Below are 23,430 nucleotides of genomic sequence, written 5' to 3' on the forward strand. Positions count from 1 at the left end.
ATTCACCCCCGCACTATACCGCAGGCCCGATTGCAACCGTTTGGGCCTGTACCTTGATCCCTGAAGGAACCAACCAAGTCGACGCCGCGGTCCGCGCGGTGCTCGCCGACATCCTCGGCCTGAGCGACGCGCGCGTCGCCGCCTTCACGTCCGAGACGCCGTTGTTCGGCGCGTTGCCCGAGCTCGATTCGATGGCCGTGGCCGGCGTGCTGACCGAACTCGAAGACCGGCTCGGCATCGTCATCGAGGATGACGAGGTCGACGGCGAAATGCTCGAGACATTCGGCGCGCTGGTCCTGTTCGCTGCGAACAAGGCGCTTGTCTGACCGCTACGCCTGGGCTGGCGGCGCTGAGGCGCAGCTATGCCTGGGGCCATTTGGCGATACCGAATCCGCGGTCGTCCTGATAGCACCTGCGCTGTTCGAGGAAGCCAACCGGATGCGCGCGGTCACGGTCGCGATCATGCGCGCGCTAGCGGCCCGCGGCATCGCTAGCATCCTGCCCGACCTGCCAGGCACCAACGACAGTCTGGTCGCGACCTGTGACGCCCGGCTCGAGGATTGGCGTATGGCTTTCGCCGCCGCCGTACCGTCTCGCCCGACGTACAGCGTCGCGATCCGGGGCGGCGCGCTGCTCGACGTCGAGGCCGATGTCGCAGGCCGGTATCACTGGTCGCCGCCGCAAGGCGCCGATCTCGTGCGCGATCTCGTCCGCGCGCGGCTGGCCGGTGTCCGCGAAGGCGGCGCGGCGTTCGATCCGGCAGATATCGACCAGCCCGGCCCACCGATCGAACTCGCGGGCAACGCCGTCTCGCGCGACTTGCTCAGAGCTCTCGACGCTGCCGAACCGCTGGCGGCGCAGCGGGTCGTCCGTCTGGAAGGTGATCACCGCCCTGCCGACCGACGATTCGCCGGACGACCGCTGTGGCGTGCTGCTGAGCCCGGCGCCGATCCGGCGCTCGCCGCTGCGATCGCCGACGACATCGCAGACTGGATCGCCTGATGCGGCGCGTGATCGCAATCCCGTGCGAAGGCGAGATGCTGTCCGCGACGCTGGACGACGCCGACGGGCGCACCGGGCTGCTGATCGTCTCGGGCGGCAACGAGATCCGCTGTGGCGCCCACCGCGGCATGGCGATGCTCGCCCAGCGACTGGCGGACCGCGGCGTGCCGGTGCTGCGCTACGATCGGCGGGGCATCGGCGATTCGAGCGGCGAGAATTGTGGCTTCCTGAGTGCTCAGCCCGACCTTGCCGCGACCGTCGCTGCGTTCCGCGCGATGGCGCCCGGGGTCGATCGCATGATCGGGTTCGGCAACTGCGATGCGGCCAGCACGCTCGCGCTGTTCGGTCGCGACGCAGGGCTGGACGGCGTCATCCTCGCCAACCCGTGGGTGACCGAACAGACCGACGCCCTACCCCCCGCCGCCGCCATTCGCGCACGCTATGCCGTACGGATGCGTGATCCGCAGGAGTGGGTTCGGCTGTTTCGCGGTGGCGTAGATGTTCGCAATCTTCTGCGTGGCTTGCGCAAACTTCTTACCAAATCGAGCGAGCAGGCGGACGGTCTAGAATCGCGTGTCGTGGGCGACATACACCGGTGGGGCCTCGCCGCGACCGTCATCCTGGCCAGCGGCGACGCAACAGCGCTTGCCTTCGCCGCCTCAGCCCGACGTACCGAGCTTAGGTGCACGACCATCGACATCGAGACGGCGTCGCACAGCTTTGCTGGAGCCGCCAACGGAGCACTACTCGAGGCCGCGATCCGGTCCGTGCTCGACCACTCGTAGAGCCCGCTATTCGGCGGCTTCGGCCAGTTCCGCGAACTCAGCCGCCGCCAGGAAGCGTTCCGCGTCCAGTGCCGCCATGCACCCGGTCCCCGCCGCGGTCACCGCCTGGCGATAAATCTTGTCGGCGACGTCGCCGCACGCAAACACGCCCTCGACGCTGGTCCGCGTGCTGCCGGTCTCGACCGCGATATAGCCGTCCGAATCGAGGTCGATATGGCCGCGGAACAGCTCGGTCGCGGGATGATGCCCGATCGCGACGAAGCCGCCGTCGACGTCGAGCCGGCTATGCTCGCCGGTCACGGTATCCTCGAGGTCGAGCGCGACCAGCCCGGCATTGCCACCGCCATCGATAAAGCCCCGCACTTCCTTGTTCCAAAGCACCGACACGCCCTTGTGCGCGAACAGCCGCTCCTGGAGGATTTTCTCGGCCCGCAGCGAATCGCGGCGGTGGATCAGCGTGACGTCAGGCGAATGGTTGGTCAGGTACAACGCTTCCTCGACCGCGGTGTTGCCGCCGCCGATCACCGCGACCTTCTTGCCGCGATAGAAGAACCCGTCGCAAGTCGCACAGGCGCTTACGCCTTTTCCCTTCATCGGCTCTTCGCTGTCGATCCCGAGCCACTTGGCCTGCGCGCCGGTCGCGATCACCAGCGTATCGCCTTCATAGACGTCGCCGCTGTCGCCGATCAGGCGGAACGGACGGCGGGTCAGGTCGACCTCGACGATCGTGTCCCACATCATCCGCGTGCCGACATGCTCGGCCTGCGCCTGCATCTGTTCCATCAGCCACGGCCCCTGGATCACGTCCTTGAAGCCGGGGTAATTCTCGACGTCGGTGGTGGTGGTCAGCTGGCCGCCGGGCTGGATGCCCTGCACGACGATCGGCGCCATCCCGGCCCGCGCGCCATAGATCGCGGCGGACAGCCCGGCGGGGCCGGAGCCGAGAATGAGCATGCGGGTGGTATGGGTCGTCATGGGGCAGATCCTTGGTGCGTCGGTGCCTATCTAGGCGATGAGCGGTGCGATTTGAACTGCCGCGATGCGGTTCTGCGTGCATCGAAAGCCAAGCCGCTTCGTTTGATGGCAAAAGCGAAGGACCGAGCCATGAGCGACGACATCGATATCGAGGAATACACCGCACCCGCCGGCGGCTGGGGATCGATGCGATCGCTGGTCGAGATCAGCGCGCGCGAGAAGATCGGGCCTGAGACGCTTCGGGAACTGACCCGGCAGAACAAGCCCGACGGTTTCGTCTGCGTCAGCTGCGCCTGGGGCCGCCCCGCCAAGCCGCATATCGCCGAGTTCTGCGAGAACGGCGCCAAGGCGACGGCGTGGGAGCTGACCAGCTATCGCAACACCCCCGCGTTCTTCGGCGAGCACAGCGTCACTGCGCTGCGGGAGTGGAAGGATTTCGACATGGAGCAGGCTGGGCGCCTTACCCATCCGATGAAGTACGATGCGAGCAGCGACCGCTATGTCGCTGTAAGCTGGGCCGAAGCTTTTGCCGATATCGGTGCCAAGCTGCAGGGCTACGACCCCAAGAAGGTGATCTTCTACGCATCGGGCCGTGCCAGCCTCGAGACCTCGTACATGTATGGCCTGATGGCGCGGATGTATGGCAGCCAGAACCTGCCCGACAGCTCGAACATGTGCCACGAGACGACGTCGGTCGGGTTGAAGTCCGCGATCGGCTCGCCGGTCGGGACGATCCAGCTCGACGACTATGAGAAATGCGACGCGATCTTCTTCTTCGGGCAGAACCCGGGGTCGAACAGCCCGCGCTTCCTCCACCCGCTGCGCGATTGCGCCAAGCGCGGGGTCGAGATCGTGGTGTTCAATCCGCTCAAGGAACGCGGCCTGGAACGCTTCCAGGACCCGCAGAACCCGCTTGAGATGGCGACCGGCAAGTCGACGCCGATCGCCTCGCAATATCATCAGGTCAAGGCCGGCGGCGACATCGCCGTGATGATGGGCATTTCGAAGTTCGTGATCGAAGCCGATGATATCGCGCGCCAATCCGGCGCACCCGGGATCATCGACCACGCCTTCATCGCCGAGCACACCACCGGGTTCGACACCTTCGCCGACAAGGCGCGCGCGACCAGCTGGGACGCGATCGAGCTCAACAGTGGCCTGACGCGCGCGGCGATCGAAGAGGCCGCCGCGGTCTATGCGCGATCGAAGGCCACGATCGTCGTCTATGGCATGGGCCTGACCCAGCACGTCCACGGCATCGACAACGTCCACATGGTCGTCAACTTCATGCTGTTGCGCGGCAATGTCGGGCGGCCGGGCGCGGGCTTCGGCCCGGTCCGCGGCCATTCGAACGTCCAGGGCCAGCGCACCGTCGGCATCACCGAGAAGCCGGAGCTCGCGCCGCTCGACCGGCTCAAGGCGCTGTACGACTTCGAGCCGCCGCGCGAGCTCGGTTGGGACACCGTGGCATCCTGCGAAGCGGTGATGGCGCACGAGGCGCAGGCGTTCGTCGGTCTGGGCGGCAATTTCGTCCGCGCCGTCGCCGATACCGCATCGGTCGAGGATGCCTGGCGCGACCTCGACCTGACGGTGCATATCGCGACCAAACTCAATCGGTCGCACCTGTTGCCTGGCAAGACCTGTTACCTGCTGCCCTGCCTCGGCCGGATCGAGACCGACATGCAGGCGACCGGTCCGCAGAGCGTGTCGATCGAGGATTCGTTCAGCCACATCTACGGATCGAAGGGCAAGGCGACCCCGGCCGCCGACACGCTGTTGTCCGAACCCGCGATTCTGGCCGGAATCGCGAAGGCGATGATGCCCGCCAACCCCAAGGTCGACTGGGACGCCTGGGCGGGCGACTACGCCAAGGTGCGCGATCAAATCGAGGCGACCTATCCGGACATGTTCGCGAATTTTAACGATCGGATGTTCACGCCTGGCGGGTTCTGGAAGGGCAATGCCGCCGCACATCGCGAATGGAAGACGAAAAGCGGCAAGGCTGAATTCAACACGCCAGAGGTGCTGAGCGCGACCGGGTTCGACGATACCGAGGGTCGCTTCCGGCTGATGACGCTGCGGTCCAACGACCAGTTCAACACCACGATCTATGGCTATCACGACCGGTTCCGCGGGGTGAAGGGTACGCGCGACATCATCTTCATGAACCGCGTCGACATGGCGAAGCTTGGGGTCGCGGATGCCGATATCGTGCACCTAGTCGGCGATGCCGGCGACAATGCGCAGCGCCGCGTCGAGGGGCTGCGGGTCGTCGAATACGACATCCCGGTCGGCTGCGTCGGGGCCTATTACCCCGAATGCAACACCCTCATACCGATTGCGCACCACGCCATCGAAAGCCATGTTCTGGCAGCGAAATCGGTACCGGTGCGGTTGGAGAAGGCATGATCCTGGGGGTGGTCCTGGCAGGCGGTCGATCGTCGCGCTTCGGGTCGAACAAGGCGGCCGCGCTGTTCGAAGGGCGCGCGCTGGTCGAGCACGCCCGCGCCGTGCTGGCACCGCACGTCGCGACGACGATGATCGTCGGCGGCGAGGCTGGCGACATGCCCGATTTGCCCCGCCCCGACATGGGTCCGCTCGGCGGTATCGCCGGTGCGCTCGATCGCGCCGGCGCGCTTGGCTACGCGTCGGTGATCACGATCGCCTGCGACATGCCGCGCGTCCCGGAGGGGCTGATTGCCGCCCTCGCTCGTCAGATCCCGTCCTATTGCGCCGACGTGCCTGTACTCGGTCATTGGCCTGTCGCCGTCGGCGCGGCATTACGCGCGAATATCGATGCGTTCCCGGACCGGTCGGTGCGACGCTGGGCGCGGTCGATCGGCGCCGTGCCGATCGAATCTGACAGTCCGATCCCAAACGTCAACACGCCCGCCGAGTTGGCGGCGCTATGACGTCATCGCGTGTCGAGTCGGTCGGAATCCTTCGTCCCGACGGGTTCGGATCCACGGATCGCCAGATCGCGATCGAGGCGCCGGTCGCGATCGAGGTCGATGGGCTCGGCTATGCGGTGATGATGATGACCCCCGCCGACCTGCCCGAATTCGCCACCGGGTTCCTGCTGACCGAGCGACTGGCCGACACCCCCGCCGACATCGGGGATATCGATGTGTTCGAGGGCGAGATCGGCTGGATCGTCCGCGCGACGCTGGCGGAGCGATGCCGGGGCCGCATCCACGACCGCGTCCGCCACCGCACCAGCGACACCAGCTGCGGCCTGTGCGGGATCTCCGGGCTGGAACAACTGCGTCGACCGGTCGCGCATCGGCCGCCGGCACCCTCTGTCGAGCGAGATGCAGTATTCGCCGCGCTGGCGGGCCTGCGCGCGCACCAGCCGTTGAACGCCGCGACCGGCGCGATCCATGCGGCGGCGGCGTGTGACGCCGACGGGGCGGTAATCGCCGCCTATGAGGATGTCGGTCGCCACAACGCGCTCGACAAGCTGGTCGGCGGGCTGGCGATCGCGGGCACCGCCCGCGCGTTCATCCTGGTCACGTCGCGGATCAGTTTCGAGATGGTCGACAAGGCGCTGGTCGCGAGCGTGCCGATGCTGGTCGGCATCTCCGCGCCGACCAGCCTGGCGATCGATCACGCCCGCGAACACGGACTGACGTTGCTGGCGCTGGCGCGGAGCGATGCGATCCTGGTCGTCAACGACCCCTGGAACCGGTTCGACGGATCGCCAGCGTCCTGAGGAGCGTCTTGCCTCGGCAACCGGGTTCCCCCTAGGCGCGCTCCACCATGACCACCGCGCAGACGCTCCCTCCGACCGAACCCGACGGCGCCCCCCGCCTCGCATCGCTCGATATCCTCCGCGGGATCGCGATCCTCGGTATCCTGTTCATGAACGTCAACGACATGGGACAGTCGTTCAGCAACCCCGACATCCGCCAGTTGGGATGGACCGTGGCGGACCGGGTCGCATGGTGGACGCGCGCGATCCTCGCCGACGGCACCGCGCGCGGGCTGTTGGAGATGCTGTTCGGCGCCGGGATGGTGATCCTCACCGACCGCCTCGCGCAGATGGTCGACGAGACGCTGGTCCGCGAGCGCTATTACTGGCGGAACGCGGTGCTGTGGGGGTTCGGTATCATCCACATGTTCGTGCTGCTGTGGCCGGGAGACATCCTCCACACCTATGCGGTCGCGGCGTTGATCGCCTTCGGGTTCAGGCTGATGCGGCCACGCGCGTTGATCGCGATCGGGTTGATCGCGGCCACCGTCCAGCTTGGCGGCGCAGGCTTTTTCGGCGTGTATCGACCGTTGCAGATGCAGGCCGAGGTCACGGCGGCAAGCGCCAGGCGCGACGCGGGCATCGCGCTCGATCCAGCCGAAACCACGATACTGGCCGCCTCCGCCAAACGGGCCGCCAGCCGCGCCGCCAACATCGCAGCAAACGAGGCGGTGATTGCCGATGAAAACCGGGCCCGGTCCGGCAGCACCCTAGACTGGGTCGGCGCCCAGGCGGAAAAATCCGTCGAGCGGCTCGGCGTCAGCGAACTCGTCGCGATCTGGGAAGCGGTGAGTACGATGCTGATCGGCGCCGCGCTGTTCAAGCTCGGCATCCTGCAGGGCGCGCGGTCGCGGTTGTTCTATTCGGGCCTCACGGTCGCCGCCTATGCGGTCGGGCTGCCGTTGCGGGTCCTCGGCGCGTACGAAGCGACGCGATTTACCGACGCGCCGCAGATCAACTGGGCGACGTCGGAGTTCGCGCGGCTGGCGACCACGCTGGGGCATCTCGGGCTGATCCACCTGCTGCTCGGCACGATCATCGGCGCGCGGCTGCTGCGGCCGTTCGCGGCGGCGGGACGCACCGCGCTGACGCTGTACGTGCTGCAGACGATCGTGATGCTGTGGATCCTGTTCCCGCCGTTCGGCTTGGCGCTCTACGGCCGACTGCACTGGATGCCGATGATGCTGGTGTCGGTCGCGGTCGATCTGGCCCTGTTGTGGGCGGCCAATATCTATCTGCGCCGCTTCGACATCGCGCCGGTCGAATGGGCGTGGCGGTCGATCGTCGCACGGCGACGGCTGCCGTTCCGATCGGTCGCTGCGGTATCGTAAAGCGCCCGTCGGGGCCTGCGAGTGGTAGCGGAGGAGACTACCACAAACACGCCGCTTCACCATTGAAATAACACGATATTGGATAGCGGAATTTAACCGATACCATGGATCATACCATGGAATATATTTTTGCATGTCGGCCGCGTGACCGATCCGCATTCCGCCCATTCGTCCGCCGGCCGGGTGGATACCACATTGCTGTATCTGCCGAAACCACCGGGCAGCGTCGGCAATTCGCCATCGGAGTTCAGCCGCAAGATGAGGCGGAAAGCGATATGTTCGCGGCGCTCGATGACGCTGAGACCGACTGGCTATGTATCTGATGCGCATCGGCACGGCCAAGCCCCGCAACGGTCCGTTCGATCCGCGCGAAGTGCTGCCGGCGGCGGCGCGCGCGTGGCGACAGCCTGGCAGTTCTGTCGAAGATGCTCGGCCGGTGGCCCGGGTATCTGCAGAACTTCGTCCACGACGGCGTGCCGCGCGCGCTGAGCGAGCGCGATCACGATCTGCGGTCCGCCTATTTCGGAAAGCCTATGGGGCTGCGCGATCTGTGGGCGCCGCGCTGACGCTGTGCCGCGGGCGCCGTATCGGTGGGCGCCGCAGCCGGTTTACTCGCGGGGCGCACCGTGCGATTCAGGGATTGTGAACGCGAACAAGGAGGTCCGGCTGATGGAGTCACGGCGACGCTGGCTGTCCGGCTTGGCGATCACGTTGACGACCATTGTCAGCTATCTGGCGTTCTGGCGGCTGGCCCCTGGCACAACCTTTATAGTCGGCTGCGCGGCGCTGCTCGCCTGCCTGATTGCCCTATGGGTCGCGGGGAAACCTCAGGACTGATCCACCTGCGGCGAGATGACTTCGACGACGCTGCGCCCCTTCCGTACCACCTTCCACTCTCCCTCGGTCATCCGCTGCCGCACTTCGATGCGGATGCGCATAGGAATGCGTGAGCGCACCTGCTCCTTGATGCCGTGACGCTCTAGCGCCGCCAGAAACCGATGGTCCTTCATGATCGCACGGAACGTCCCCGGGATCCCTTCCTGTCGGAAGACCCAGACGCGTTCGGCATTCTCCAGCGTGGGCGCCACTAGAATGACGTCAAGCGTCGATGTGATCACCTTCTCCTGAGGCAAGTCGAGTTGGGGCTCGAACAAGCCATCGGCCTCAGCGAACTGATTCGCAGGCACCAGCTTCTCCGGTTTCCAACCCTGTTTCGTTGGGACCCCCGACCCAAGCCCCGTTATCTTCCTGTCTCGCTGCAGGCTGCGGTACATTTGCCGTTTTGGCGCTTCGACGGCAGGGTTGGCGGCCACCTGGCCTACAATCTCAGCCATCTCTTTTTTTTGCCTTGCCGAGAAGCCCTCGTTGTCGAGCCAGTACTCGACGGTCGGGACCGCCGTCGTGGGGATTACAACCCCGAGGCCTATCCCGACTCGGACGATGAGTGGGAGCGCCTTCCACCCGCGCTTCACCCTTTCCAGCGTCTGGTTGGCCGCTGATCGTTCGATCTTCGCCAGCCAGTTCGACGACCCACGCTCGGCGGCAATTAATGTGATCCGTATATCGTCGTCGGGAAACATCGACTGTGCGGCGGCGCGCACCGCCTGAGACCAAGCGATAGCGGCAGTGGATACGACTTCCAGGTCGGCAAACTCACCGTCCTCGACGTCGACATAGAAACTGAGCGCGTCGCGCTCCATCGTCGCCGTAACCGTCGCCATCTGCTGCCCCCGCCAATTCCCGGAAGCTAAGCTGCGCCTTGTTCAAGAGTCAAAGCAGAGATCGTCCTGATCTGCGACAACCTGCGAGTAGTGCAGCGGCCCGACGGTGTCGCTAGGCGCCACTTACCTCGTGACGCGGACCGCCTTTCCAACACTGAAACCCGACAGCCACGCAATCCGCTCAGCGAGGCCCGCGAGCCGATCGAATGGACACTCAGCCGGCAGGCCTTCAATGGATCTGCCACAGACCAAACCTGCCTCATACGCAGCGCGGAGTATTTGATCTTGATCCATATCAACACAACGGATCGTTGCGATCATTGGGCCCAAGACAATCCTTCCAACCAAATCTAGCCTGGATCACATTCGAGTGGCCTGACGGGCCCATACCGTGATCGTCCGCGGGGGAACCCTTCACCGGACAATTGGTTACTGCGATTGCGCTTGTTTTCAGAGGGGATGCGGGTGCCGGTCAAGGTTGAGTTTCCGGGCGGCGAAATACGAGAAGTCCCGAGCGTTCCGCGCACAATTAAACTTCGTCGCACCGCTGGCGGGCCTGCATCATTCGATGAAGAGCCCGCCTTCGACCCCGAGTGGCTGTTTGAAGGCGGAATTACCGGAGATTGGCGGGCGCGCCGGCGTCCGTCGCTATCTGGGATATTCAGCCTGCGTCCCGTTGGTTCATCTGCTCGATAACGTCCGCAAGCTCGCGTTTCACGCAGTCCATGCAGTCCGCGATCTTCGCACCGACGACGGGCAAGCGTCCCCCATCCGAGACTCGCAGCGCTTCGGCCAACAAATAGGCGACCGACTTGAACCGAGCCGCTTCGTTTTCGAGCAGTGGCACCATTGCTTCCTAGTTGGTGAGCGTTTCTCCTACCAACGTCACCGTTGACCTCCATAACCTATCATTCAGCAATCGCGCTGATCTATGGCAATCTATATCGCAATGCGCCTCAGCCGTGCGTTAGTGCGATGGAGGCTACTATGACGAACGTTCACGATACCCCATCGGAAGTTAGCGCGGACGAAGGCGAGGTTCACGTCGACGGTCCCGGCGGCGCGATCAGTTCAATGACGCCCGATGCTGCAGCTGAAACCTCTGACAGGCTGCTGGATGGCGCCGCTGAGGCGCAAGGCCAGCTGACGCTGGCGCAAAACCGCGCGAAGGACGAGAAGAGTCGCCGACGGTGAGTGGAGCAGCCCAGCGGGCCACCCCGCTTCCACGCGCATCCGAATAGTTGCGACCTACCGGCCGGCAACCTTCATCAAGGTCTTCAGCTGCGTTCTCAACGACCGACCGTCGAGGTGAGAATCGATGTTAGCGAATTTCTCCCTCGAAAGTTCGCGGCGGATATCCGTTAGGCTTTGGCACGCCCCTTCGCGCGCGAGCTCGAAAGCTCGTTCCACCGTCGTTTTTTCCATGAAGCCCCCCCGAGGCCGGTTAGCGCGTGTCCATAAGCCGGACCTTGGACGCATCTTGTCGGTCCTCATAGCTGCGTCGGGCGCTTCGGGGACGGACGATGCACCGCGCCTCGACCAATCGTGAGCTACGGCCTGTTCATTAGATGCAAGTAGCGGCTGGAAAAATCTGTGATTTCGCAAAGCTCATCCCATTTGGGAAAAGTGATCCACCTCTCCTTGCGCTTGATCAAGCCCTCCGCCTCTAGGGACTTCAGCATACGGTTCACATGCACCGGGGATAACCCGAGCGCATCGGCCAGCTGGTCCTGGCTCATCGGCAGATAAAAACCCTTCGTCTTGCCGTACGCCAACCCTACCGCGTCAAGTCGTACGGCAAATTCGCACAGGAGATGCGCGACTCGGGAGAATCCGTCGCGCCGGCCGATGTTGAACATCCATTCACGGGCGATCGATCCCTCAACCAATGTACTGACAACCATCGCATCCGCGACTGCCCGGCGCGATCGCGTGAGTTCCAGCAGTGCCTCGCGCGGTATGATTGCGACGTCCACGCTAGTCATGGCTAGGGTATCTTCATCCACGGCATTGAGGAACAGCCGGTCAAAATTGAGGGCGTCGCCCGAAACGTACACCGACACGATCTGCCTCTTGCCCTGCGAGGTCCGCTTTTCCCGGAATGCGAAACCTGAGAGCAGCACGACACACGCGGCGGGGCTTTCGCCTTCGGGCACCAGGATCGTGGCAGGATCGCAGGTCCTTACCGTATGCGACAACGCGAGCAGTGCGTCATGGTCACCTTTCTCCAGCGGCACCTGAGAGCCGAGTTTACGCACCATAACCGCAAGCGGACTGACGGTTTTGGGCAACGAGCGGTCTCTTTCAATTTCGGCGGCAGGCAGACTTCATTGTCTTGCCGGGGGCCAAAGCGGTCTACCCCCGACGCGACGTACTTACCATGAACCATACGACGACTGCTCGTCCGCAGACGACTGCGTCTGGCTATCGCGTCCTCGACTACCGAAATGCTAGGCCGAGCGCGCTGAGTCTGCCGGAAAGGCGATACCCTCAGTTCGCGGATAGCCCCCCCCCAACCTGGCTCCAAAACGCCGGCGCTTGGACGGCATGGCTTGATAGCGGATGAGAAGCCGGAATGACGGTTTCCCAGGCCTTTTTGGACGCCTCTGCCTCTCTTTAGAGAGTAATGATATAAGGGAATGGTAGGCGATGACCCTACCACACAGACAAGGCGACTATCGTACGATGCCGCCAAAGCACCCCCGATAAAGCCCCTTCTCGCGCTCAACCTCCGGGGTTGAGCGATCGGCTCCGTCTCGATATCGGTCAGGACCTTGCTCTACAACTAATCTCAGTGCGGCACACCGGTTGTCGGCATCCTATAGACGTTGCGGGTCTGCTCCGCCCCTTCGGCGGTGACACCTTCATACGCGCGCCAGCCCTTCGCAGTGTTGCACACCCGGGTTGACATAAACGACCCCGTGGGTGTCATCGACCGGCACGTCTTCTTCTCTTTCGCAGGCTTGTCGGAGGGCTTTGCTCCGCCATCCGAAGTTTGAGCTGCTACAGTCCCGGAACTCATTACCAGAGCGGCTGCGACCAAGAATTTCACTGAGCGACTCCCTGCGTTTCGCTAGATCGTATACCGGAGATTTCTGGATGCAAGAGCGTCACACTGGCTGACGTTGTTCCAATGTGCGCTCCGCCCCGAACCTCGGTCCCTTGTCATCTGGATAGAACGCTTGGACGATAGGTGCTGCGGCGAACCCTCCGCTCAACAACGGAGCGATCGCGATCTGGTGGGTATCGCGAGCGTCCTTATCCCCGCCGCAGCGGGCGGACACTATTTGCACGCTGGTTACTAAATAATTGCATTTCATAGGCTTCTGCGTGACGAGGCTAAAAAATACTTACATATGATAAGACGGTTCGGCGAAGGAGACCGACATGAGGGAACATTACCAGGCGGCGCTCAAGGCACTCGATGAAGCGCTAACTCATATCGACGCCGTCGAGGATCACTGTCTCGCCGCGTATATCGCACAGACGATTGATACCGTTAAGGTTCGGCTTGCAGCCCTGTAGCTGCTGTCAACATCTGGTCCATCCGCTTTACCCCCTCGGCGGAGAGGCTAATACGTTCGCCAACGATATCGACTAAACCGTAAGCCGTTAGAGCTTTCACCCATCGTCCGGCGACCGACGCACTCACCGTTGTATAGAAACTTACGTTGGTTTCGGCTACCGGCGTATCGGCGAGATAAAGCGCCAGCAAAATGTCTAACGCCGGGTCATGGAACAGCTCTGCCGGTAGCGTCTCGCTTATGGAGCGTCGCATGTTACCCATTCGACGAGCGAGCATACGCAGGTCGTCTCGACTACCTGCCCCGGACCCGTTCTCGGTTTCCAAGTGATCGCGATGCATACGCATTCTGCCTCCCGATTAAACCCTGATCTACGTCAGCTTCTCTTTGTCGCCATCGAGCGACGTAACCCACTTGATATCAGTTTGGTTTCGGGGTCATCCCTTTTGTTGGTGCGGGCAAGCTAGAAGCCCAAACTGTAAATATCCAGTAAGCGCTCGAACCATCGTTTGTATCATTATTTACAAAAGAGTTGCTTGCACTGCGACCACCTTACGCCTCGTCGCGAGACAAAGGTACGCCAGCAATGGCCTTCATAAACGAAGGCTTGCCTACGACGGCGCGACCGAGCGGCCAGCGACGAGCCACGCAGCGGCTTTTCTCAAGCCGCATGATGCTGACCCGGTCTCCCTGGTTGCCGCCGAGTACGTGATAGCAGGCTTGATCTTCGCCGACGTAAAAGCCGACGTGCCCGCCCCCTGCCCGCTCGAACACCAGCACGGCGCCGGGCGCTAGTTTCGCAGCCGCGAGGTTCGCTCCCCAGGTGGCCCAGGCCTTCGCGCGGACCGCGATCGGCGCCGCCGGGACGCCGTCCTGCGCAAGACAGGTCGCAACGAACAGGCCACACCACGGCACGCTGTCCGCATTATAGACCATGCCCAGCACCTTCATACCGAGCTTCTTCGCCCAGCCCATGATGGTCGGGCTGTTGGCCGCACCCGCTGCTTCGCGCGTGCCGATAAGGGTCCGAGCATGGCGAAGCCACGCCGGCTCTAGAGCCGTCGTCATAGTTAACCTCCTGTGAAACTTTAGAAGCGCCCGCGGCGTATTGTCGGTGGCAGTGCAGGATTTCCCCCGGATGAACTGCGCTACTGACCCGCCAACAGCTGCACTCTGTTGGCGGGTCACTACCTTTGCTGAGCCAAGGCCGCCCGCCGCGCCGCCAGCCCGTGGGCAGGACGCGGAGGCCATTTCGCCGGTGATACCGTCGCCATAAGATTTGCTTCCGAAATCAATCAAAGTTCGTCGGCTGCACGTAACTAGGCCGGTTGAGGGTTTCCCCCCTATGGTTTCCCCGCAACCCGGCCCGCCCCGCAGCCCTGTGGGGCGGGCCGTTACGGGGTTGGCTTCTCAGGCGGCTGGAACAGGTCGCTCCCGCGCTTCACCCAGGCGAGGCACGCGCTGATGATCAGCACCCCGGCCGAGCCGAGGCCGGTGCCGTAGACGAGAGACCAGAACGGCTCGGGTCGTAGGCGGATGATCATGCCAGCGGTGAACAGCAGCGTGAGCATCGACACCGGCAGATCGACGTTCCAGCGATGATCCTTGCGGTCCTCTTGGCTGACGTAGAAGCGCACCGCCAGGCAGGCGCACAGACCCGCGATCATGCTGCCCGCCTCGAACGGATAGCCGAGGAAATGCCAGATCGATGGTACGCTGTCGGTCACCGTTGCTGCCTTATCTTTCGCAATGGCGGCCGCTGCCACCGGAAGCGCCGCCCCCGCGGTCGCGATGAAGCGCCACATCACCGCGTGCTCACGACGCCGATCGCGGCGATCAGGCTCAGGAGGGCAATGCAGGCGGGACGCTTCAATTGGTCACGGGACGCCCATATCCGCAAAGGCAGCGGCTCGCGCTTCAAGTGCGCTGCCATACTCTTGCCCGAGATCTCGAATAGCGCCAGCGCGAGAAGTCCGAGGGTGAATGCGATCGGGTCGGTCATACGCTGCAACGTTAGCAGCCAAGCGGTCGACGTCGCCTGTTCGGGATCCCAGCCCCACAGGACCATTGCAGCCGGCCCGAACCGGACCGCCATGGCGAGGCTTACGGTTCCGCCGAATGCGCGCCAGACCGTCACCGGATGATGCAGCTTGTCCGTCGCCCGGTTCCGCCAGATGTCGCGATACATCTTGAGCGCCAACATGGTCGCGATGATGAAGCCGGCTGTGAACCCGGCAAGGTTCACGACGACAAGCCAGCCGTGCCCGTTGAAGCTGGGTGGTGCGAGCGTCATCGGCCCTTTCGCGACCGCTTGGACCGCAAAGTCGGTATTGCTCATGCGTCACCTGCCCGCGCGACTAAAGTCACGAAGTTGACATAGATCATAGTAATGGGAGCCCTTCGATTAAATGTTATTCATCGAGGATCGGAATCTTTCGGCGGCAGTTAGCAAGCGCAGCCCCCATCCCGGCGGGCCGCGAAAGTATCACCGGGCATCATGCGGCGCATATTTACAAAAACTGCGGAGGTATTCTCCCCCCGCATCACAGATAGACGATCCATTCGGCGGCGGCGCGCCGGTGTACCTTGCTGGATTGGCAGTTCGGCACTTGGCAAACGTCGTGCCGAGCTGAGGGACATTTCGGCCCAAGGGTGCTTATGCATGGCATCGTTGACCGCCCAGCCGGGAACGTCAGTGCTAGTCACTATTCCAACGTTTGGTCCGATGCTGACGACGGTGCGGTGGGCACGGGTCGATCGCGTTGGCCTAGAGTTTGCCAACCCTCTCCACGCGAGCGTCGTTGAGCACATTGTCAAAGCCCACCCGCCCGTACCCATTGATCATTGATGCCTCCCAGGATGGCGTAGGAATAAGAAGCCGTCAGCTCGACGGAAGGGCAGTGACCATCACGGTTGCGGTCGCCGCGGGCGCGGAGAACGGCAGCACGCTCACCCCGGCGCTCACAATGCCGAGCGTCAGCGCCGACGACTGAGCCTGCCAGCACCGGAATGAGATGCTGGTGGTCGACAGCGCACAGGCCTTGCACGTCATCGGCTGTTCATTCGCAGCGCCGACCGAGGTGGTGACGACGGCCGGCGACCCTGCCAAGCGGACCACGACGCCGCTGGCGAACGGGCTGCCGTCCCAAAGCGCATCGCACGATCCAATGCCGGCAGTGATCATCAGAGTGCAAGAAGCCGTGCGCGTGATCCGCGGTTGGGGATCGTCGGCACCTCGGTACTGCATCGATGACCCCAACGTTGGGCTCGTGCGCTCGGCTGGCGGAAGCGTGGTAGCACGCACCGGAATCGACGCGATCGCGGCGTCGGCACGGACCTGCGCTGCGTCAGCCTTCGCCTGTGCCGCATCTGCCTTGGCCTGCGCCGCCGTAGCCTGCTCGGCAAGCGCAGCCGTGTTGGGCGGCGGATAGGTCGGGACCTGGGCGGGAACCGGAGCGCAAAACGCCATCGCGACAGCGCACCATATAGCGCGCCACATCAGAACAGTTCCCGGTAAGCGACGGTGGTACCTGCAGTCGCGCATACACCGTACAGGGCCGACGACGTGTCCCAGTTGTCAGCGGCGTAGGCCACGGCAGCGAGTGGCCAGCCGGTCGCGAGCGTCACGCCGGCAGCGCCGAATGCGCACTGGACGGTCTGGACAACCGTGATGCCGATGCGCTGGCGTCCGGTGCGAGCCGCGGCGATCAGTGTCGCCGCGGTGCCGACGGCAATCTGCCCGGTTGCAATATTGGCGCCGCCCTTGGTCACCACATAAGCACCACTCACGTCGCCGCGTGCGCGGTCTATCGTTGTGCCGTTGAAGTAGAACCCGACCGATGACGTCGTCAAAGCGCCTATGACGGGCGTCTGAGCATCGGAGTTTTGAGCGCGGATGGTCCCTAGGTTGCTGCTGCCGTCGGACGCTAAAAGCGTCGTGCGAAGATTGCCGCGCTGGTCCACCTGCAAATCCGCTCGGTTCCCGTCATTAAACGTTGGCTGCGCTGCGCGATAGACGCCGCCTACCTTCGCCGGATTGCCGGCGTCAGCGGCCCCGGACGCAAGGTTACCGACTGCCGTGACCGTACCGATGGCGTTGGCTCCCGCGGGAAGGCTGCCCAAAATTCCGAACGCGGTATTGCCGATCGAGCCGCCAGCCTGGAACGGCGAGCCCAGCGTCGTATTGATCAGGCCAAGCCGCTGATTAGCCGATCCCGCCGCTGGCGCGCTGGTATCGCCAAGGCGCGCGTTCGTAACCGTCTGGTTGACGGCGGTCGCATCGCTGCTCCCGCCACCCCCGCCGCCCGAAACCGGCAATGGGTTCGCTGCGCTGACAGGCACGCAGGTCCCGTCGACCTGCTTGACGCACACCGACTGACCTGGCGCCCAGCCCGAAGGAAAGATGACCGAGCTCCCGACCGATTGCGCGGAGGCAAGCGAGGGCAACAGGACGTACGCAGCCGCGCACGCCCACCGAAGCAGGTTGTTCATGTCGTTCCTTTCAAGGGTAACCCGGCCTTATCCGTGCCGGGGTATGACGGCGACACCGCGGGGCAGCGTTGATTTTGAGCCCGCGGTCACCGGACTGTCGGGGCGGAAAGAGCGGCCGCGTTGGTCAGCTCACCTTATGCGACCAATGCCCCAGCAACCAAGCCGATCGAAGGCATGATCTGGCGTACGGCGCTGACACCCAGCACCGACATCACATCGTTGCCCTGGTCGTTCGGGTGGATGCCGTCGCCGCCGGGCGCCTGCGAGGCGTACAGCAGTGTGGCCTGTCCGTTGGCATCCTGCGGCCCCGACATGATTGCATCCATGTCCGCGACCAGAACGCCCGCGGGGCCCATGTCACGCCACGCCTTATTGTAGTCGCGGCGCACGCTGTCGGTCCCGTTGCTGTAGATTTTCGTGTTCGCGTTCGTCGGGAGGATCGTCCAGATGATCGGCTTCGTCCCCGCCGCCTTGGCCGCACGGACCATCACGACAGCGTCGAAATACTGGCTGTCGAACATCGCCTTCGTGAGGGCCGCGGGCGCCGCAGATGTAGCCGGCAGGCTGTTCGGTGAAGCGTTGGGCGCGAACAGGATCGTTGGCGGTACGAGCCGCGCCCGCTCGCAGAAAGCATAATAGTCCAGGACCTCATTCCGAATGCCCGGCATGTCATTCCCTGACCACGCGAGCATTACCCGGTCGACTGCCATGAAGTCGCTCTGCATCTGGCGGGCTATCCGCGTGAACCACGAGTTTCCGAACACTGTCGCGTTCGCACCTTCCGTGATGCTGTTGCCCGCAGCTGCGATCGTCAGCACTTCGCCGCTCACCAGCTCGTACTGGATGCCGATGATCGGCGACGTGCTGCGATTGGTCGTGCTGGTGAACGCGGCCGGGTTCGTGACGCAGTCGCCGTTGCTGTATCGCATGACGTGGGGCCGCGTAGGGTCGTTCGCCCAGTCCAGATAGAACGGGCCGGCAGACGTGCCCAGCATCGTGATGTTCGCGGCGTCAGGCACATAGGCGCTGACCACGATAAGCGGCAGCGCGTTGAGATCGTCGGTGCGCTGAACGCTCGCCACGTCGACCCAGTCGTTGGCGAGGTAGTCGCGCCGGAAGGCGCCCGGTCGAGCGGGGATAATGCCGCTAGCCTGGCCGTCGAACAACGCCGGCTTCCACGTGACACCGCTGGCGGCGAAGTTTGCCGCACTGGAGATTGCGGCGACCGCGGCCTTGCCGATGTGAACCGGCGCGTTGTGGCCCGTAGAATAGATCGGGCGAACGCGCTTCACCCCGGCCGGCAGGGCAAAGATCGTCCGGTAAGTCTTGGGCGTCGTGTTGTCCTGCACGTACGACATGATGCCGCCGAAGATCATCGTTCCGATCGTGTGGCTTGGTGGCAGCTTGGCGGGCACGTCACGGTTCAGGCGAGCAATCGCCACGTTGGCGGCTGCCACCTGAGTATTCAGTTCGCCGACGTTTATCGTGAGATCGGATGCCTGCTGGTTGAGAATGGAGACACCGCCGTAAAGCGAGTCCACCGCTTGCGAGATACCTTCGCGCGCTCCCGCTTCCGCGGCAGACAAGCGGTACAGGTCGACCACCTTGTCTCGACTGTCGGCAACGATGGGATTGAGCGTGCCGACTTGCGCGGTGAGGTTGTCGGTCTGCTGGCTCAGAGCCGAGACCCCGCCGGAGAGCGTATCGACCGCTTGCGAGATGCCTTCGCGAGCACCCGCCTCCGCCGCAGACAACCTGTAAAGGTCGATCACCTTATCCCGGCTGTCCGCCACTATGGGATTGAGCGTTTCGACCTGCTCGGTAAGGTTTCCTGCCTGCACCCGCACATCTTCAAACATCGACGCAGCCGCGACAGCCTGATCGCGCGCCGCGAGGATCACAGGCGCCCCAGCGACGATCGCATTGCCGGAATCGATGACGGCCTCTGCGCCAACGCGCGCAGCGTCGGTCAGCACGCGCGTCTCTTCGGTTTCCGCGATCTTCGCATCCGAAGCAGCGATTGCAGCCACAACGTCGGCCACCGCGCCCTCACCAGGTGCGGAATACCGTTCGTCCATGGCGGCGACGGTCGGCTCCTCGATCAGGCCTGCGAGCATTAGTTGCTCGGCCGCGGTCAGCCCCTTGGCGCCGCGCGTCTGTACGATGGTCGTAGTCATCGTTCGTCGTCCCTTTCGATGATCCAGTCGATGTCCGCGCGCGCGAGCGGCGAGGCGGTGCCGGCGATGGTGGTGGGGCTGCGCGAGACGTAGAGGGCGCCGCCCTGGCGAGCCTGTCGGCCGCCATCAGGGAGGACTTCGTCGAGGGCCCATTTCAGTCCGACGGTGCCGGCAAGCGCGACGCTCAGCGTCGGCGCGAGCGCCATGTCGGCATAGTCTCCGTCAAGATCGCGCTCGATCGTGCTGGCAGCGCTCCAACCATCGGCGGTGCTGCCGTCCGCGCGGTAGATCGTGAAGGCGTAGACTTCGCCGAGCAGCTCGCGCGTGGTGCCGTCTGCCAGCTGTCGCCGGTAGCGGAGCGCAAGCGGATCCCCGCCGGCGATACGCATGTCGAGGTTGCGGTCGATCACGCGCGCGACTCCGCGCCGCGCAACCATGCACGGTTCGTCATTCTCTTTTCCGATCAGTTAGGGCGTAATGGTCTGCGGGTCGGTGTCGACGAAGTCGCCGCCATCGTCATAGGACCGGATGACGATGTCGAAGTCGGGGGCGGCCCCTGACAGGGTGATGACCGAGGTCATGTAGACGCCCAGGCCCCCAAGCATGTCGCCACCCTTCTGCTCTCCGTTCGCGAGCACTCGCGCGAAGTTGAAGCGGGGCGACCTCGGGTTGCGCCATGCGACGTCGACCGTTCGGGTGCCTGCACGACGCGTGGCGATGAAGTCGGTCGCCGCGGTCAGGTTGGTGCCGTTGTCCCCGCCTGCGCCGGGGAGCGACAGATCTCCGGATGTCACAGGCGTCAGGATCAGGCGCGGCCCCGGAATGCTGCCCGGGAACCTGTAGGACACCGCCCCGTCGTACACCTTGCCACCGGCGACGAGGATGCGCCGTTCGCGAACATCGGGGGCGGCAAACACGGGATCGATCCACGCGGCATCAGCAGCCTGCCCGGTGACGTGCTCGCGGTATTCGAACCGGACTTCGCTGCAATACATGTCTTCGACCGCGCCGGTGAAGATCAGCACCGGCTGCGTCGATCCGTCGGCGCTGGTTATCGTCGTGCCCGTGAGCGTCCAGGAGCCAGGATCCGGCTCGCCGTAGCCGTCGGGCGGCGTCTGCGATTCCGCGGTCGTTCCGTCCGCTATCTCGTCGCTGATCTTCCAGCTGAAGCAGGTGGCATTGATCTCGCGCAGCGACAGCGCGTTCCGCCATTCCCGGCCGAGCGCATAGGACTCGATACGAAACTGTACCGGCAGTGCTTTCGTGCGTCGAGCCGACGTCCAGACGATCCAGTCGCCTTCCTCCAGTTCGCAGAACCGCGGGCCGAGGGTCAGGCTGGCGGTCCGCTGCAGCCTGCCGATCCTGCGTCGGATTTCGCCGATCCGCTGCGCCTGGGTAATCGACTTCACGAGCCGCAGACTGACCGGCGCTTCACGCGGCCCACCATCGGCGAGGACATCCGCGCTGTTGCGCCGGATCGGCGCCGCCCGGCTCGCCCACTTCTGCGACGGGTCGATGAAACTCGGGATAACGGTATTCGCCCAGTCCTCGTCGGCTTCGCTTCGGAAATCGCTGAAGGTCACCTTGGTCCCAGATACGAGATCGTCGTCGGTGATGTAGGCGACGGGGCTCTTGCCGTGACCCGGCTCCACCGCCACGCTGCCTTCGGGCTGGATCACGATGCCGCCCATAGCCGCCGCGAACACGTCAGCGACGTCGCCGAACACCTCGTCCGCTGAAATGACACCGCTTGCGCGATATCGCGGCTCGCTGCCGCCGCCCTGCAATGCCACGGGTTCGTCGCACAGGTTGGCGGCCGAGAAGATGCGTTCTGGCGGCGCCTCGAGCGCGGACAGACCGCGGCCGATCAGGAGCTGGGTCGGCTGATCAATCCGGTTGCACGCGTAGATGCCACGATCGAAGTTGTACCGGCAAAGCTCGGCGTTTTCGCCCCATTCGCGGGTGCTCGGGTCGAGCCAGCGGTGTGGGCCGGATCCGCCAGGGACCGTGCTGTCCTTGCGCGGATCGTAAAGCCGCAGTCCGCGAAGCACGCACAGAAACTCCGGCCGGCCGCTGGTCCAGATCGGCTTCTTCGCGTCGGCCGCGTCAGCCTTGTATTCGAACACGACATAGCTGATCCCGCGAAGCCGATCGGTCGACGCCCATCCGCCCTGGCTGGTCAGCACCGCGACCGTGGCCTGATCTGCGGACCCCGGCCGCCACGACACGCGCAGCTGGCCGTTATAGCCAGCGACGTCGCCATCGCCGGCATAAGCGACGTATGCGTCGTTGACGTAGAACCCCATCAGCGCTTCGCAAAGATGGTCGGCGAGGATCACCACGATCACCTCCCAATCGGTGCCGTATTTCCCGCCATAGTTGAACGCGTCTCCGAGTGACCCGGCAGTCGCCGTCTCCCCGAATACTGCACGTCGCGGACCTTCCCCGATCTGCAGTGACGTCTCGGCCGCTTGCCGCGCCTGGCCGTTTCCGGTTTTCTTCAGGGAGTCGACGAGGCCGCCGACGCCGGCTGCGATGAAGGCCGGGTTGCCGGTCGTGATCCCAATCCCGATCAACCCGATCGACTGACCGATCTTGCCGAGCTTCTTGTCGATGATCGACAAGGGCGACGTGATGAAGCCGACGACCTTCGACATCAGCAGGCCCGCCAGGCGTGCGTCATCACCGAGCGCTTGAGGCGGCGATTGCCGGCGTCGCCTGGGCCAACGAGCGTTTCCCCTTCGATGACCATAAGCCGCAGACCGAGGTCGTCGTCCGGTACACCGGCGATATCGCCCCGCGCGGCCATTGCCGGCGCGATCGCGGTCAACCGGCTGGAGACGGCCGCTTCCATGCCACCCATCCGATCGAGGACGCGGACCGCGCCGCGCGCCGTCCCCCACCGGATCACGCCGCGCAGCGGATCGACGCCGGTCTGCGCCAGCACCGCACCCGCGGCGTAGCGCACGCAGTCGTTCCGCTTCCAGTCGAACGGCAGCGTCGTGCGCCCCGCGACGAACGCGAGAAGAGCATCGTAATCACGCATGATCAGTACGATTCCTGTCGACCGTTTTGCATGCTGCCCGCCGCCGAACTCATCGACCCCGGCAGCGCCGCGGCACTGTTCGCGGGCTTCTGGCCACCCCAGTACAGCGTCTTCTCTCCGGCATAGCTGACACGGCGAAAGCCGCCGTCGGTCGGATCGATCAGTCGCTGGTCGCTGTCCGTCCGCATCCGGCCGCCGCGCCGACCAAGCCCGCGCGCGGCGCCTTCGACAGCGACCGCGATTGCCGCCTGCTCGCCGATCGTCTCGTCGGTGCTGACCGCATCGATCCGGCCTCGATCGAACACATGCTGGTCGAGCATCTGCGTCCCGGACGGGTCGAAGATGAGCCGGCGTGACGCAACGGCAGCGCCGCGCAGATCGTCCGCATCGAGGAGCGGGATCACGTCCGGATCGACCCCGGAAAGCGACATGGTCACACCCTGCGCCGCGCCGCCGACCGCCGCTGACGTGACCTGTGCCAGGGCGCGATCGCCGATGCCGATGTAGTCGTGACCGTCCAGGGGAAGCATGCCTTCGCCCATCCAGAGGCGTACGGGCGGGTCGCACAGGATCTCGGTCGCACCGGAGACGATGGCGTCGCCGCGCTCGATTGCGGCCATCGCCATA

General features: G+C 64.3%; 27 protein-coding genes. 12 read left to right on the forward strand and 15 right to left on the reverse strand.

Translation table 11 applies throughout. The features are described from left to right. Window positions 1-53: 53 nt before the first annotated feature. Genes SJY20_RS12250 through SJY20_RS12260 form a run of 3 tightly spaced genes read left to right on the forward strand, consistent with a single transcriptional unit; the run spans window position 54 to window position 1,787 of the window. Window positions 54-326, forward strand: coding sequence for an acyl carrier protein (locus tag SJY20_RS12250; RefSeq protein ID WP_380787204.1), 273 nt, complete (start codon window positions 54-56; stop codon window positions 324-326). Beyond that, a complete protein-coding gene (locus tag SJY20_RS12255) occupies window positions 319-1,002 on the forward strand; it encodes a hypothetical protein (RefSeq protein WP_380787205.1) in 684 nt (227 codons plus the stop codon). The genes SJY20_RS12250 and SJY20_RS12255 overlap by 8 nt, the downstream gene beginning before the upstream one ends. Then, on the forward strand, window positions 1,002-1,787 hold the full coding sequence (locus tag SJY20_RS12260) for a hydrolase 1, exosortase A system-associated (RefSeq protein WP_380787206.1): 786 nt from the start codon (window positions 1,002-1,004) through the stop codon (window positions 1,785-1,787). Before SJY20_RS12255 ends, SJY20_RS12260 begins: the two co-directional genes overlap by 1 nt. 6 nt (window positions 1,788-1,793) lie before the next feature. Here the strand turns inward: SJY20_RS12260 and trxB are convergent, their stop codons facing one another. After that, window positions 1,794-2,762 (reverse strand): thioredoxin-disulfide reductase, encoded by a 969-nt coding sequence (gene trxB, locus SJY20_RS12265; RefSeq protein ID WP_380787207.1) that lies wholly within the window; start codon window positions 2,760-2,762, stop codon window positions 1,794-1,796. A gap of 129 nt (window positions 2,763-2,891) precedes the next feature. On the opposite strand from trxB, the gene SJY20_RS12270 reads away from it, so the two are divergent. From SJY20_RS12270 to SJY20_RS12300, 7 genes are all read left to right on the forward strand, one after another. After that, window positions 2,892-5,171, forward strand: a complete 2,280-nt coding sequence (locus SJY20_RS12270) for an FdhF/YdeP family oxidoreductase (RefSeq protein WP_380787208.1) — start codon at window positions 2,892-2,894, stop codon at window positions 5,169-5,171. Continuing rightward, window positions 5,168-5,674: a molybdenum cofactor guanylyltransferase gene (locus SJY20_RS12275; RefSeq protein ID WP_380787209.1), complete on the forward strand. Its 507-nt coding sequence runs from the start codon at window positions 5,168-5,170 to the stop codon at window positions 5,672-5,674. The genes SJY20_RS12270 and SJY20_RS12275 overlap by 4 nt, the downstream gene beginning before the upstream one ends. Continuing rightward, the gene (gene fdhD / locus SJY20_RS12280; protein ID WP_380787210.1) at window positions 5,671-6,474 is read left to right on the forward strand and encodes a formate dehydrogenase accessory sulfurtransferase FdhD; all 804 of its coding nucleotides are present in this window, start codon (window positions 5,671-5,673) and stop codon (window positions 6,472-6,474) included. The genes SJY20_RS12275 and fdhD overlap by 4 nt, the downstream gene beginning before the upstream one ends. Before the next feature lie 47 nt (window positions 6,475-6,521). Then, window positions 6,522-7,844, forward strand: a complete 1,323-nt coding sequence (locus SJY20_RS12285; protein WP_380787211.1) for a DUF418 domain-containing protein — start codon at window positions 6,522-6,524, stop codon at window positions 7,842-7,844. Window positions 7,845-7,960: 116 nt separating this feature from the next. After that, complete coding sequence (locus tag SJY20_RS12290; RefSeq protein WP_380787212.1) at window positions 7,961-8,167, forward strand: hypothetical protein; 207 nt, start codon at window positions 7,961-7,963, stop codon at window positions 8,165-8,167. A 102-nt stretch (window positions 8,168-8,269) separates the two neighbouring features. Next, window positions 8,270-8,410, forward strand: coding sequence for a hypothetical protein (locus SJY20_RS12295; RefSeq protein ID WP_380787213.1), 141 nt, complete (start codon window positions 8,270-8,272; stop codon window positions 8,408-8,410). A 76-nt stretch (window positions 8,411-8,486) separates the two neighbouring features. Further along, the gene (locus SJY20_RS12300; RefSeq protein WP_380787214.1) at window positions 8,487-8,681 is read left to right on the forward strand and encodes a hypothetical protein; all 195 of its coding nucleotides are present in this window, start codon (window positions 8,487-8,489) and stop codon (window positions 8,679-8,681) included. On the opposite strand, the gene SJY20_RS12305 is transcribed toward SJY20_RS12300, so the two are convergent. Further along, the gene (locus SJY20_RS12305; RefSeq protein WP_380787215.1) at window positions 8,672-9,565 is read right to left on the reverse strand and encodes a hypothetical protein; all 894 of its coding nucleotides are present in this window, start codon (window positions 9,563-9,565) and stop codon (window positions 8,672-8,674) included. The genes SJY20_RS12300 and SJY20_RS12305 overlap by 10 nt on opposite strands. A 661-nt stretch (window positions 9,566-10,226) precedes the next feature. Beyond that, the gene (locus SJY20_RS12310) at window positions 10,227-10,412 is read right to left on the reverse strand and encodes a hypothetical protein (RefSeq protein ID WP_380787216.1); all 186 of its coding nucleotides are present in this window, start codon (window positions 10,410-10,412) and stop codon (window positions 10,227-10,229) included. 140 nt (window positions 10,413-10,552) lie between these two features. On the opposite strand from SJY20_RS12310, the gene SJY20_RS12315 reads away from it, so the two are divergent. Further along, on the forward strand, window positions 10,553-10,759 hold the full coding sequence (locus SJY20_RS12315) for a hypothetical protein (protein ID WP_380787217.1): 207 nt from the start codon (window positions 10,553-10,555) through the stop codon (window positions 10,757-10,759). 356 nt (window positions 10,760-11,115) lie between these two features. Here the strand turns inward: SJY20_RS12315 and SJY20_RS12320 are convergent, their stop codons facing one another. The 5 genes from SJY20_RS12320 to SJY20_RS12340 form a co-directional block, all read right to left on the reverse strand. Next, window positions 11,116-11,826 (reverse strand): Crp/Fnr family transcriptional regulator, encoded by a 711-nt coding sequence (locus SJY20_RS12320; RefSeq protein WP_380787218.1) that lies wholly within the window; start codon window positions 11,824-11,826, stop codon window positions 11,116-11,118. A gap of 1,238 nt (window positions 11,827-13,064) precedes the next feature. Next, window positions 13,065-13,436 (reverse strand): hypothetical protein, encoded by a 372-nt coding sequence (locus SJY20_RS12325; protein ID WP_380787219.1) that lies wholly within the window; start codon window positions 13,434-13,436, stop codon window positions 13,065-13,067. Window positions 13,437-13,641: 205 nt separating this feature from the next. Beyond that, complete coding sequence (locus tag SJY20_RS12330) at window positions 13,642-14,157, reverse strand: TIGR02594 family protein (protein ID WP_380787220.1); 516 nt, start codon at window positions 14,155-14,157, stop codon at window positions 13,642-13,644. Between the two features lie 326 nt (window positions 14,158-14,483). Next, on the reverse strand, window positions 14,484-14,894 hold the full coding sequence (locus SJY20_RS12335; protein ID WP_380787221.1) for a hypothetical protein: 411 nt from the start codon (window positions 14,892-14,894) through the stop codon (window positions 14,484-14,486). Then, a complete protein-coding gene (locus SJY20_RS12340; protein ID WP_380787222.1) occupies window positions 14,894-15,427 on the reverse strand; it encodes a hypothetical protein in 534 nt (177 codons plus the stop codon). The genes SJY20_RS12335 and SJY20_RS12340 overlap by 1 nt, the downstream gene beginning before the upstream one ends. 159 nt (window positions 15,428-15,586) lie before the next feature. On the opposite strand from SJY20_RS12340, the gene SJY20_RS12345 reads away from it, so the two are divergent. Further along, window positions 15,587-15,937, forward strand: coding sequence for a PilZ domain-containing protein (locus SJY20_RS12345; protein WP_380787223.1), 351 nt, complete (start codon window positions 15,587-15,589; stop codon window positions 15,935-15,937). A gap of 33 nt (window positions 15,938-15,970) precedes the next feature. Here SJY20_RS12345 and SJY20_RS12350 read toward each other — a convergent pair whose 3' ends face one another. The 7 genes from SJY20_RS12350 to SJY20_RS12380 form a co-directional block, all read right to left on the reverse strand. Beyond that, window positions 15,971-16,558 carry a hypothetical protein gene (locus SJY20_RS12350; RefSeq protein ID WP_380787224.1) on the reverse strand — a complete coding sequence of 196 codons (588 nt, stop codon included), beginning with the start codon at window positions 16,556-16,558 and terminating at the stop codon, window positions 15,971-15,973. Window positions 16,559-16,587: 29 nt separating this feature from the next. Next, window positions 16,588-17,580 carry a hypothetical protein gene (locus tag SJY20_RS12355; RefSeq protein WP_380787225.1) on the reverse strand — a complete coding sequence of 331 codons (993 nt, stop codon included), beginning with the start codon at window positions 17,578-17,580 and terminating at the stop codon, window positions 16,588-16,590. A 134-nt stretch (window positions 17,581-17,714) separates the two neighbouring features. Then, entirely contained in the window at window positions 17,715-19,757 is a 2,043-nt protein-coding gene (locus SJY20_RS12360) for an SGNH/GDSL hydrolase family protein (RefSeq protein WP_380787226.1), read from the reverse strand. After that, entirely contained in the window at window positions 19,754-20,194 is a 441-nt protein-coding gene (locus tag SJY20_RS12365; protein WP_380787227.1) for a hypothetical protein, read from the reverse strand. Before SJY20_RS12365 ends, SJY20_RS12360 begins: the two co-directional genes overlap by 4 nt. 30 nt (window positions 20,195-20,224) lie before the next feature. Next, window positions 20,225-22,414: a phage tail protein gene (locus tag SJY20_RS12370; protein WP_380787228.1), complete on the reverse strand. Its 2,190-nt coding sequence runs from the start codon at window positions 22,412-22,414 to the stop codon at window positions 20,225-20,227. Next, the gene (locus tag SJY20_RS12375) at window positions 22,414-22,803 is read right to left on the reverse strand and encodes a DUF6950 family protein (RefSeq protein ID WP_380787229.1); all 390 of its coding nucleotides are present in this window, start codon (window positions 22,801-22,803) and stop codon (window positions 22,414-22,416) included. The genes SJY20_RS12370 and SJY20_RS12375 overlap by 1 nt, the downstream gene beginning before the upstream one ends. A 2-nt stretch (window positions 22,804-22,805) precedes the next feature. Beyond that, window positions 22,806-23,423 carry a hypothetical protein gene (locus SJY20_RS12380; RefSeq protein WP_380787230.1) on the reverse strand — a complete coding sequence of 206 codons (618 nt, stop codon included), beginning with the start codon at window positions 23,421-23,423 and terminating at the stop codon, window positions 22,806-22,808. Window positions 23,424-23,430: the final 7 nt, after the last annotated feature.

This window comes from Sphingomonas sp. R86521, assembly GCF_042466235.1.
Classification (GTDB): domain Bacteria; phylum Pseudomonadota; class Alphaproteobacteria; order Sphingomonadales; family Sphingomonadaceae; genus Sphingomonas.